Source organism: Corynebacterium provencense, from assembly GCA_900049755.1.
GTDB classification, from domain to species: Bacteria; Actinomycetota; Actinomycetes; order Mycobacteriales; family Mycobacteriaceae; genus Corynebacterium; species Corynebacterium neomassiliense.
On sequence record LT160592.1, the window covers coordinates 1,189,458 to 1,200,756 of the forward strand.

The 11,299-nt window shown below is 68.5% G+C and carries 8 protein-coding genes and 1 pseudogene; 5 read left to right on the plus strand and 4 right to left on the minus strand.

Annotated features, from left to right (window positions below):
* Window positions 1–35: 35 nt before the first annotated feature.
* Together BN3906_RS05505 and BN3906_RS15030 are read left to right on the plus strand one after the other, a co-directional pair.
* Entirely contained in the window at window positions 36–1,412 is a 1,377-nt protein-coding gene (locus BN3906_RS05505; protein WP_066585149.1) for an NAD-dependent succinate-semialdehyde dehydrogenase, read from the plus strand.
* 9 nt (window positions 1,413–1,421) lie between these two features.
* The gene (locus tag BN3906_RS15030) at window positions 1,422–2,189 is read left to right on the plus strand and encodes a cupin domain-containing protein (RefSeq protein ID WP_078057149.1); all 768 of its coding nucleotides are present in this window, start codon (window positions 1,422–1,424) and stop codon (window positions 2,187–2,189) included.
* A 52-nt stretch (window positions 2,190–2,241) separates the two neighbouring features.
* Here BN3906_RS15030 and BN3906_RS05515 read toward each other — a convergent pair whose 3' ends face one another.
* From BN3906_RS05515 to gabT, 3 genes are read right to left on the minus strand one after another with little or no spacing between them, the layout of a single operon-like run.
* Window positions 2,242–3,696: an amino acid permease gene (locus tag BN3906_RS05515; protein ID WP_237559724.1), complete on the minus strand. Its 1,455-nt coding sequence runs from the start codon at window positions 3,694–3,696 to the stop codon at window positions 2,242–2,244.
* A 36-nt stretch (window positions 3,697–3,732) separates the two neighbouring features.
* Entirely contained in the window at window positions 3,733–5,202 is a 1,470-nt protein-coding gene (locus BN3906_RS05520) for an NAD-dependent succinate-semialdehyde dehydrogenase (RefSeq protein WP_066585152.1), read from the minus strand.
* A 3-nt stretch (window positions 5,203–5,205) separates the two neighbouring features.
* Window positions 5,206–6,576: a 4-aminobutyrate--2-oxoglutarate transaminase gene (gabT, locus tag BN3906_RS05525; protein ID WP_066585155.1), complete on the minus strand. Its 1,371-nt coding sequence runs from the start codon at window positions 6,574–6,576 to the stop codon at window positions 5,206–5,208.
* Between the two features lie 236 nt (window positions 6,577–6,812).
* On the opposite strand from gabT, the gene BN3906_RS05530 reads away from it, so the two are divergent.
* A complete protein-coding gene (locus BN3906_RS05530) occupies window positions 6,813–8,360 on the plus strand; it encodes a PucR family transcriptional regulator (protein ID WP_066585156.1) in 1,548 nt (515 codons plus the stop codon).
* A gap of 46 nt (window positions 8,361–8,406) precedes the next feature.
* Here the strand turns inward: BN3906_RS05530 and BN3906_RS05535 are convergent, their stop codons facing one another.
* On the minus strand, window positions 8,407–9,234 hold the full coding sequence (locus BN3906_RS05535) for a TetR/AcrR family transcriptional regulator (RefSeq protein ID WP_066585165.1): 828 nt from the start codon (window positions 9,232–9,234) through the stop codon (window positions 8,407–8,409).
* A 100-nt stretch (window positions 9,235–9,334) separates the two neighbouring features.
* Here BN3906_RS05535 and BN3906_RS05540 point away from each other — a divergent pair, with 100 nt between their 5' ends.
* Both BN3906_RS05540 and BN3906_RS15035 read left to right on the plus strand, forming a co-directional pair.
* Window positions 9,335–10,936 carry a flavin monoamine oxidase family protein gene (locus BN3906_RS05540; RefSeq protein WP_066585168.1) on the plus strand — a complete coding sequence of 534 codons (1,602 nt, stop codon included), beginning with the start codon at window positions 9,335–9,337 and terminating at the stop codon, window positions 10,934–10,936.
* A pseudogene (locus BN3906_RS15035) lies at window positions 10,933–11,299 on the plus strand (hypothetical protein); the annotation flags it as partial. The gene BN3906_RS05540 and the pseudogene BN3906_RS15035, both read left to right, overlap by 4 nt.

Here is an 11,299-nt window from a genome sequence, read left to right on the forward strand (position 1 = left end):
ATCTTCCCGGACCCTGAACCCCGGAAGGACCTACGATGCCCACCACCATAAACCCCGCCACCGGCGACGTACTCGCCCGGTACACGGACCACACCGCCGCGGAGACGGACACCCGTCTCACCGCCGCCCACGATGCCTTCCTGCAGTGGCGGACCGTCCCGGTCACCGACCGCACCGCCCTGCTCACCGCCATGGCCTCCGCCCTGCGCGCTGACGAGGAGCGCTTCGCACAGCTGATCACCGCCGAGATGGGCAAGCCGGTCACCGAGGCTCGCGCAGAGGTCGCCAAGTCCGCACTCACGCTGGACTACTACGCGGAGAACGCCGCCGACTTCCTCGCTTTCGAGGAGATCGCCTCTGATGCCGCGGTCAGTGGCCTGCAGTACGACCCGCTCGGCGTCGTCCTGGCGATCATGCCCTGGAACTACCCGTTCTGGCAGTTCTTCCGCTTCGCCGCCCCCGCCTTCGCCGCCGGCAACGGTGCCGTCCTCAAGCACGCCTCCAATGTCACCGGATGCGCCCTGGCCATCCAGGAGATCGTGGACACCGCCCTCGCCGAGGTCTCCGCACCCGCCGGCCTGTTCCAGACCCTGGTCATCCCGTCCTCCGAGGTCCACACCGTCATCGAGGACGACCGGATCGCCGCGGTCACCCTCACCGGTTCCACCGAGGTCGGCGCCCTCGTCGCGTCCCAGGCCGGCAAGGCGCTCAAGAAGCAGGTCCTGGAACTCGGCGGCTCCGACCCCTTCGTCGTCCTGGCCGACGCCGACCTGGAGGCCGCCGCGTCCACCGCCGTCGCCTCGCGGTTCAACTCCAACGGCCAGTCCTGCGTCAACGCCAAGCGGTTCATCGTCGACGAGTCCGTGGCCGATGCCTTCACCGAGCTCGTCGTGGCGAAGGCCGGGGCACTCACCGTCGGCGACCCGACCGATGACTCCACCCAGATCGGCCCGATGGCCCGCGCCGATCTCCGGGCCGCCCTCCACGACCAGGTGGAACGCAGCATCGCCCAGGGCTCCACCCTGCTGCTCGGCGGTGAAGTCCCCGACGGCCCCGGCGCCTACTACCCGCCGACCATCCTCGGCGACGTCCGCCCCGGACACGCCGCATTCGACGAGGAGACCTTCGGCCCGGTGGCCACCATCACCCGTGCCGCCGGCGAGGACGAGGCCGTGGCGCTGGCCAACACCACCGAGTACGGCCTCGGCGCCACGGTGTTCTCCGGGGACCCCGCCACCGCACGCCGCGTCGCCGGGGAGATCGAGGCCGGCGCCGTATTCATCAACGGCAAGGTCGCGTCCGACCCCCGCCTGCCGTTCGGCGGAATCAAGCGGTCCGGTTACGGCCGGGAGCTGTCCCACCTGGGCATCCGCGAGTTCACCAACACCAAGACCATCTGGATCGGAAAGTAGAGCACAACCATGACCACCACGCCTTCAGAGTCCCCCGTCTCCTCGTTCCCCAGCCTGGTCCTCCGCCCGGACGAGCTGCCCTCCAAGAACCGTGGTGGCGGAGCCCGCACGGTCCCGCTGGTCACCTACGCCCGGGGTGCCACGACCTTCCTCAACGGCACCACGATCTTCGGCCCCGGTGCACAGATCGGCCACCACAGCCACAATGTCGTCGAATCCGTCATGGTCATCGCCGGTAACGCGGTCGTGGACATCGACGGAGAGCGGACCGAACTCACCACCTTCGACACGACCTTCGTCCCCGCCAATGTCCCGCACCACTTCGAGAACGCCTCCGACACCGAGGAGATGCGGATCCTGTGGACCTATGCGTCAGTCGACGCGACCCGTACCCTGACCGGGTCCGGCGAGTACGGCCGCATCGATGGGGAGGCGGCGGACGCTGCGGACGGAACGGTGCCCGCAGGGGCGCGGACCTCCGTCACCGAGGTCGTCGACCTGCACGTCACACCGGGATCCGAGGAAGCCTTCGAACAGGCGGTGTCGGATGCCGCGGCGCTGTTCCAGCGTGCCACCGGCGCCCGGACCTTCGCGCTGGTCCGCCAGCTCGAGGATGCCTCCCACTACCGGCTGCACATCCGGTGGAGCACTCTCGAGGACCACACGGAGGGGTTCCGGAACTCCCCGGAGTTCGCGGGCTGGCGCGAACTCGTCATGCCTCACCTCGCGACTCCGCCGGAAGCAACGCATTTCACCCACGTCCACACCGCCTTCTGAGCCGGAGCGGCGCTCACGGGCCCTGGCGTCCTGCATCCGACAGGGCGCCGCCCTACTCGGCACGTCGCTTCGCCAGGTTCCGCTTCACCAGCGGCCACAGCACGACCACGACAGCGGTGGCCACGAGACTGGTCCACACCTGGGTCCGGCTGGAATCCTCCATGACCATGACCACGAATATTCCGATGACACCCAGAATGAGCAGAATGTTCATCCACGGGTACAGAGGGGCCTTCATCTCCAGGGAGTTGACCTCCTCCGGAGTCATCTTCCGGCGCATGTTCCAGTGGGTCGCCGCGATGATGACGTACACGAAGAGGGCGACCAGGCCCGAGGAGTTCATGATGAAGTCGAAGATGCCGGTGTTCGGGAACGCGAAGTTCACGATGGTCGCAGCCACGCCGCCGACGGTGGAGGCGATGAGAGCCAGCACCGGGACACCGTGACGGGTCCGCACCGTGACGGCCTTCGGGGCGAATCCCTGGTCACCCATCGCCGCGAGCATGCGGGACGCCGAGTACAGGCCCGAGTTCAGCACCGACAGTACGGCGGTGAAGATGATGAGCTGCATGACCGTCGCCGCGCCGGGCAGGCCGAAGAGCTCGAAGACGTAGGTGAACGGCGCCGAGGCGACGTCAGTCGGCTCAGGCAGTTCGTCCCAGGGGACGATCATGACGATCAGTGCGACTGATCCGACGAAGAACAGCAGGATGCGCCACACCACGGTGTTCGTCGCCCGCTTGACCGACTGGCCCGGGTCCTCGGACTCGGCGGCGGCCATGACCGCGATCTCGGTACCGAAGTAGGCGAAGATCACGATGGCGACACCGGTGAAGGCCTTGCCGATACCGTTGGGGGCGAACCCGCCCTCGTCCCAGAGGTTCTGGACGGAGAAATCGGAGTTCGGCCACAGGCCCAGTGCGAACAGGGTGCCCGCGACGAGGAAGACGACCACGGCGATGACCTTGATCCCGGCCAGCCAGAACTCGATCTCACCGAAACTGCGCGTCGACACCGCGTTGGAGGCGACGAACACGGCCAGCAGTATCAGCGACCACGCCCAGGTCGGCACGGCACCGAACCACCCGTGCATTGTCTCGCCGCCGATGACCGCCTCATAGGCCAGCACGCCGACCCAGAAGTACCAGTACAGCCAGCCGACGAGGTAGGACGCCCCGTCGCCGAGACCTTCGCGGGCGTAGTCCATGAAGGACCCCACCGCGGGACGGTGTGCGGCCATCTCGCCGAGCATCTTCATCGCCAGGTAGACCAGGAGACCACCGAGCAGGTACGAGACGATCGCAGCGGGGCCGGTCGATCGGATGATGTTGCCCGAGCCGATGAAGAGGCTCGAACCGATGATGCCGCCGAGCGCGATGAGGGTGACGTGCCTGTTGCGCAGTTTCGTGGCGTTCTGCGTTCGGGCGAGGCTTTTCTCCGGGTCGCTGCCCGGGTGTGCCCCGGGTTGCTCTCCGGGAACGGTGGAGCTTCCGGCTGAAGAGGCCATGGTGGTTCCTTTGTCTGTTCTGGTGTTGTGGGTGGATCAGTTGAGTGCGATGTACCGGGTCTCGAGGTATTCCCCGATTCCTTCGGCACCTCCCTCACGTCCGAAGCCGGACTGTCCGACGCCGCCGAACGGGGCCGCGGCGTCAGAGATGGCGCCCCGGTTGATCCCGACCATTCCGGCGTCGAGGTTCTCAGCGAAGTACCGGGCCGTCTCCTCGGACGCGGTGAACCCGTAGGCCGCCAGTCCGAACTCGGTGTCGTTCGCTGCGGCGACCCCCTCCTCGAGAGTGGGGAAGGTCGTGACTGTGGCGACGGGACCGAAGATCTCCTCGTGGAGGATCCGGGCGTCAGCGGGGACGTCGGTGAGCACGGTCGCCGGGTAGAAGTTGCCCGGGCCCTCCGGGACGACGCCACCGGTGGTGACCGTCGCACCCCGGGAGACAGCGTCGTCGACGAGGGCGGCGATGCGGTCACGCTGCTTCGCGGTGATGACCGGTCCCAGCGTGGTTCCCTCGTCGAGTCCGTGACCGGTGACGACGGCGTCCATCGCGGCGGTGAGTCGCCCGGTGAACTCCGCGGCCACAGGAGCGGCGACGAGGAAACGGTTCGCGGCGATGCACGCCTCTCCCCCGTTACGCATCTTCGCCTGCATGGCGGCGGTGAGGACGAGATCGAGGTCGGCGTCCTCAGCCACGACGAAGGGGGCGTTGCCGCCGAGCTCCATCGAGGTACGCAGCAGCCTGTCGGCGGACTGCCGGACAAGCAGGCGCCCCACCGGGGAGGACCCGGTGAAGGTCACCTTCCGCAGCCGCTCGTCGGCCATGAGGGTCTTCGAGATGTCGGCATCCCTGGTGGACGGGAGGATCGAGACGAGACCGTCAGGGGCCCCGGCCTCGGTGAACGCCTGCGCGAGAATCTCGCCGAGCAGGAGCATGGTCAGCGGGGTTTCGGCGGCGGGTTTGACGATCACCGGGCATCCGGCGGCGAGCGCCGGGGCGATCTTGCGGGTCGCCATCGCCAGGGGGAAGTTCCACGGGGTGATCGCCAGCACCGGGCCGACCGGGCCGCGGGTCACGAGGATATGACCGTTGCCGTTCGGGGAGGTGGCGAAACGGCCCGGGATGCGGACCGCTTCCCCGGCGAACCAGCGGAAGTAGCTGTTGCCGTAGGTGACCTCCCCGTACGCCTCCGCCAGAGGCTTGCCCATCTCCAGGGTCATGGTGACGGCGAAGTCGTCCGCGCGTTCCCCGATGAGCCCGAAGATTCGGGTCAGCACGTCCGAGCGCGCCTGGGGCGAGAATCCCGCCCACGCCTTCTGCGCCTCGACTGCCCTGGTCAGGGCGGTCAGGGCGTCATCGACGGTGGCGTCGGCGACGGTCGCGATGACCTCACCGGTGGCAGGGTCGCTGACATCGAAGGTGGCGCCGTCAGAGGCGTCGACGGGGGTCAGCCCGGACCAGATCCGGGTGGGAAGGTCGGCGGGCAGCCGGGTGCCGGTGGCTGTCATGGGTCAGATGTTCTTCCGGATCGCCTCGGCGAGCACCGTCAGGCCGTCACGCAGCAGTGCCTCGCCGATGACCAGCGGGGGCAGCAGGCGGATGACATTGCCGTTGAGACCGCAGGTCAGGGTCAGCAGGCCGGCGGCCTGGCAGTCGGCGACGATCTTCTTCACGGTCGCACCGTCGGCGTGGCCGTCGGCGTCGACGAACTCCAGGGCGAGCATGGCGCCACGGCCACGGACCTCGGCGACCCGGCCGCCGGTCTCGGTGACGAGCGGCTCGAGGATCTCGCGGACGACCGTCTCAATTCCGCGGGCCCGGCCGGCGAGGTCGAGCTCCTCCATCTGGCCGAGGGCGGCGAGGGCTGCGGCGCAGGCCACCGGGAGGGCTGCGGCGCAGGCCACCGGGGAGCCGGCGTAGGTGCCTCCGAGGGAACCGGGGCCGGGGGCGTCCATGATCTCTGCGCGGCCGGTGACCGCGGACAGCGGCATACCGCCGGCGATGCCCTTTGCGGTGGTCATGACGTCCGGGATGACGTTCTCGTGGTTGACCGCGAACCAGTCACCGGTGCGGCACATGCCCGCCTGGATCTCGTCGGCGATGAAGACGACACCGTTGGCACGGCACCATTCGGCGATCGCGGGGAGGAAGCCCTCGGCCGGGACGACGAATCCACCCTCACCCTGGATCGGCTCGATGACGACGCAGGCGAGGTTGTCGGCGCCGATCTCCTTCTCCATCTGCCAGATGGTCTGCTCCGCGGCCTCCGGGCCGGTGAGACCGTCGTGCAGCGGGTAGCTCATCGGTGCACGGTAGACCTCGGAGGCGAAGGGGCCGAAGCCGTCCTTGTAGGGGACGTTCTTGGCGGTCATGGCCATCGTGAGGTTCGTACGGCCGTGGTATGCCCGGTCCATCACGACGACCGCGTTGCGGCCGGTGTAGTTCCTGGCGATCTTCACCGCGTTCTCGACTGCCTCGGCGCCGGAGTTCAGCAGCACGGTCCGCTTCTCGTGGTCACCCGGGGTGATCTCGTTGAGCTTCTCGGCGACAGCGGTGTAGGCCTCGTACGGGGAGGTGGTGAAGTTGGTGTGGGTGAAGTGTCCCACCGCCTCACGGACCGCTTCGACAACTGCGGGGTTGGACGCGCCGACGCTGGTCACGGCGATACCGGACGCGAAGTCGATGAAGGAGTTGCCGTCGGCGTCGACGAGGACGCCACCGTCGGCGTCGACGATGTACGCCTTGAGTGCCGGGGCGATGCCACGGGCCACGGAGGCGGAGGTACGGGCGGCCAGGGCGGCGGACGCCGGTCCGGGCAGCTGGTCGGTGACGATCTTCAGTTCCTGCGGGAGGCGGGTGGTCAGATCGGTGAGGTCGGTCATGGAATGCTCCTCATGTTCAGCGGTGTTCAGCGGTGTTGATCGATGGTGATCGATGTGCTGCCGCGGTTTCAGCCGGTGCCCCGGACCGGATTCACCAGGGGGACCGCCGGTGTTCACCGGACGGTCACCGGGATGGATACACCGGTGCGGTACCGCAGATCATGATGGTTGACGGGATGTGTTCCTGCTCATGGCCCGACTGTCGAAGATGTCCTCTGATTTTGTACAGTCAGTCCATGCCCGATGATCTGCCCACCCTCCGGCTGCCCTGGTTGTACGCACAGCACAACCTCGATCTGCGCCCCCTCGTGCCGGCCACCCCCGACCGGGGATTTACCGTGGTCCAGCCCACGGAACTCACCGATCCGGGGGAGTTTCTCGCCCCGCAGGCCGTCGTCCTGACCGTCGGGGTGGCACTGTCCCGGGAGCACGGTCCCTTCCCCGCATACATCGACCGGCTGGCCGACGCGGAGGTCACCGCAGTCGGCTTCGGAACCGGACTGTTCTACCCCCGCGTCCCCCCCGAACTGGTCGACGCCGCCCGCCACCGGGGTGTCGCCCTGTTCGAGGTCCCCCGCAGCACCGCCTTCATCTCCATCCTCAACACCGTCCAGGCAGAGAGGACCCGCCGTGCCCGACTAGACCAGGAACACCTGATCAGCACCCAGGAGCAGCTCTCCACCGCCGCCGTACGGGGAGGCGTCACCGCCCTGATCACCGACACCGCCTCCCACCTCGCGGCGGCCGTGGCAGTCACCGACAACGACGGCCGCGTCCAGGGACGGTGCGACCGGACGACCGCCGACGGTGTGCGACTGTGCGCGGTGGACGCCGCGAAGAACGCCGCGCTGAACAACCACAGCAGCGCCGACCACCGGGTGTCCCGCGGCCCGGGGCGTCCTGACCTGTGGCGGATCACCCAGCGCATGACCCTCCAGGGTGAACGGGTGCACTTCATCACCGTGCTCGCCGACCACCCGTTCACCACCCACGACCGTTCCGTGCTCAAACACGCCGCCGGACTGGCTGACATCCTGCTGCAACGGCCCGCCTACCTGCGACGGGAGCGTACCGAACTGAACTCCCTGGCCCTGCGGCTCCACCTGGGTCTCGGAGGGTCCGGAACCTCAGGGGGACAGATCCTCGACCAGGCCGCCGACGGCGACGGACTGGTGCGCCCCACCGTCGTCGCCGCAGACAGGGTCGCCGACCTGGACAAGGCCCGGGCGGAGGCGGACCGCACCACCGCCCGGGGAGGACGCCACCTCGTCACCACCAGGCTGGAGACATCCACCGCAGTTTTCCTCTTCCGCGGCTCACGGGCGGTGGAGGACATCGCCGGCACCTTCGGATCCGCACGCCCACGGGTGCGCATCGCGGTGGGGGAACCGGTGGAATGGGAGAAACTGACACTGGAACGGGTGCGGCGTCTGGAAACCGCCGCCAGGACGCTGACCCCCGGGTCGGTCGTCGGCCCCTACGGTGCGGGCACCGACTGGCTGGACCGGCCGGCGGTGCGCGAGGCCCTGGACCTGCGCGCCTCGGAGACGGTGGACAGGATCACCGCCGCCGGACGCAGCCCGGAGGAGGGGAGGGAGCTGATGCAGACACTGGAGACCTGGCTGCGGTCCGGCGGAAAGGCGGCGGCGACCGCAGAGACCCTGGGAGTGCACCGGCACACGGTGAGGACCAGGCTGAACCGGATCGCCGAAGCCTGCGAGGTCGACCTGGACGATCCTGTGGTGCGGGCGGAGCTGCTGCTGGTGACGGTGACGCGGCGCTGAGGCCGGGCCTGTCCGGGCCTGTCCGGGCCTGTCCGAGCCTGTCCGGTCAGCCCAGAAGCGTGAGGGTACGGGCGACCAGGGCGTCCAACCCCCACTCGAACGGCAGGTCAGCGTAGGGGTTGGGGACGCCGGAGCGCGGCGGAACCGCATCATCCCCTCCGCCCGCGCCGGCGGTGAACGCCTCCGTTTCCCCTCCGGCGGTGAACGCCTCCGTTTCCCCGCCGGCGGTGAACGCCTCCGTTTCCCCGCCGGCGGTGAACGCCTCCACCACCGCGCGGAAGGTCGGGGCGTCGGACTCCTCCGGTGCGGAACTGAAGATCCCGGCCGGGGCGTGCGCGTCCATCGCCGAACCGTAGAGGAAGGACTCGAAGGCGACGATCACCGGAACCACCCGGGCAGAGGAGACGCCTGCGGCGAGCAGTCCGGCCGCCACGGTGTCGTACATCCTGCGGGTCTCCGGCGCACCGGTCACCGGCATCGTGGCTATCAGGGGGACGAGCGAGGGGTAGTCGGCGAACACCTGCCGGTACGACCGGGACCAGTGGCGCAGGGCCTCGGCGAGCCGGACGGCCCTCTCCTCCGGCGCGGCCGCCCCGACGTCCGTGAAACCCTGCGCGTCCACCCGGGACATGACGGCGTCCTGCACCGAGGCGAGCAGTTCAGCCTTGTTGGCGATGTGGTTGTAGAGGGAGGACACCGACACCCCCAGACGGCCGGCGAGTGTCTTCATCGTCAGCCCGTCGATACCGTCCGCCGTGACGATGTCCAGGGCCGCGTCTGCGATGAGTCCCCTGCTGAGAAGAGGTTTCGCCGGACGACCGGCGCGGCGGCGGACACCGGGGTCGGAGGACGGGGAGCGGGGGCGTCGGTTCATGTCACAAGGATTTTACAGAGGAACCCTCCCCATGCGCCTGTCGGAACTGTACAGTCCTCCAACAAACGAATGCCGTTCTTTTTAGAGAGGAAAGTCGTACATGGCCACCACCGCAGCACCAGCCGCAGAAACGGCGACCGACGTCACCGAGATCACCGACGTCGTCGTCATCGGAGCCGGCCCCGCAGGACTCACCGCCGCATACACGCTGGCGAAAGCAGGAAGAAGAGTCACCGTCATCGAAGCCCGGAACCGTGTCGGCGGACGCACCTGGAACGGGACAGTCCTCGACGACCGTGGCCGGGAACACTTCATCGAGATCGGCGGACAGTGGATCTCCCCCGACCAGACCCGCCTCAGCGCACTCGTCGACGAACTGGGACTGGAGACCTTCCCCCGGTACCGCGACGGACAGTCCGTCTACATCTCACCCGACGGCACCCGCCACACCTACACCGGCGACCGGCTCCCCGTCTCCGACCACACCCGGGAGGAGACGGAGAAGCTCATCGCCCTCATGGACGACCTCGCCGAAGAGGTCGGTGCCGAAACCCCGTGGGCGGCGGCCCGCGCCGAGGAACTCGACACAGTCGCCTTCCGCACCTGGCTGCACCGGCACTCCGACGACCGGGAAGCCATCGACAACGTGTCCATCTACGTCGCCTCCGGGATGCTCACCAAACCCTCCTACGCCTTCTCCACCCTGCAGGCGGTGCTCATGGCAGCCTCCGCCGGTTCCTTCTCCAACCTCGTCGACGAGAACTTCATCCTCGACCGACGCGTCATCGGCGGAATGCAGACAGTTTCCGTCCGGCTCGCGGAGAAGATCCGCGAACTGGGAGGGCGCATCCTCCTGGAGACCCCGGCACACCAGATCGACTGGCATGACGTCGACCCGGACACCGCCGACCCTCTCAACGGCATCCCCGCGGACGTACGCGACGGCGTCAGCGGCAACGGCAGCAGCGGTTCAGTCACCGTCCACGCCACCGGGCCCGACGGCGAGGTCACCGTCCACGCCACCGACGCGGTGCTCGCGGTACCCCCGAACCTCTACAACCGGATCCGCTTCGTGCCCCCGCTGCCACGCGAACAGCACATCGCCCACCAGCACATCTCCATGGGACTCGTCATCAAGGTCCACGCCGTCTACGACACCCCCTTCTGGCGGGAGGCGGGCCTGTCCGGCACAGCTTTCGGCGGAGGACGCCTGGTGCAGGAGGTCTACGACAACACGAACTACGGTCCCTACGGTCCGGACGGGACCACCGCCGAGGACCCCTTCGGCACCCTCGTCGGATTCGTCTCCGACGTGAACGCAGAACAGATGTGGGCACTCCCGGAAGAGGAGCGACGTCACCGGATCCTGTCCGCCATGGCCGAGTACCTGGGACCGCAGACCATGGAACCGGTGGCTTTCTACCTGTCCGACATGGCGGCCGAGGAATGGACCCGCGGCGCCTACGCCACCAGCTACGATCTCGGCGGCCTTCACCGGTGGGGCCACCTCCAGAACCGGCCCACCGGACCGGTGCACTACGCCTGCTCCGACATCGCCGCCGAGGGTTACCAGCACGTCGACGGCGCCGTGCGCCAGGGTGAGGCAGCGGCCCTGGCCGTCCTCGCCGCGCAGGATGCCGTACAGCACACCGGGCAGCATGCCGGGCTGCATGCCGGGCAGGGCGACAGGCAGTACTCATGACCGGTCCGTCACAGACCCGCCACCGTGCCCCCGTCGTCGTCGGGTACTCTGCCACCGCCACCGGCAGGGACGCCCTGTCACTGGGAATCGCCGTCGCCCGCCGGCAGAACCTCAACCTCCACCTCGTGCTCGTCGCCCCCGAGGACACCGGCTACTCCCCCGCCCACGGGTACGACCGCAGCTATGACGACATCCTCACCAGCCAGCTCGAACAGTGGCTCACCGACGCCCTGGGCACGGTGCCCTCGGTCCGTGAAATTGAGGCCCTGGCCCGCGAGTTCACTGCGGCAGGGGTGGACGCCATGCTCAGCGTGACTGTCCTGCCACGGACCCCGGGGAGGCCGGCCGACGGTGTGGTCCTAA

Coding starts and splice junctions, on each gene's coding strand:
- BN3906_RS05530 (WP_066585156.1), top strand. CDS start 6,813: ATGCCCGATGATCTGCCCACCCTCCGGCTGCCCTGGTTGTACGCACAG.
- BN3906_RS15030 (WP_078057149.1), top strand. CDS start 1,422: ATGACCACCACGCCTTCAGAGTCCCCCGTCTCCTCGTTCCCCAGCCTG.
- BN3906_RS05520 (WP_066585152.1), bottom strand. CDS start 5,202: ATGACAGCCACCGGCACCCGGCTGCCCGCCGACCTTCCCACCCGGATC.
- BN3906_RS05505 (WP_066585149.1), top strand. CDS start 36: ATGCCCACCACCATAAACCCCGCCACCGGCGACGTACTCGCCCGGTAC.
- BN3906_RS05535 (WP_066585165.1), bottom strand. CDS start 9,234: ATGAACCGACGCCCCCGCTCCCCGTCCTCCGACCCCGGTGTCCGCCGC.
- BN3906_RS05540 (WP_066585168.1), top strand. CDS start 9,335: ATGGCCACCACCGCAGCACCAGCCGCAGAAACGGCGACCGACGTCACC.
- gabT (WP_066585155.1), bottom strand. CDS start 6,576: ATGACCGACCTCACCGATCTGACCACCCGCCTCCCGCAGGAACTGAAG.
- BN3906_RS05515 (WP_237559724.1), bottom strand. CDS start 3,696: ATGGCCTCTTCAGCCGGAAGCTCCACCGTTCCCGGAGAGCAACCCGGG.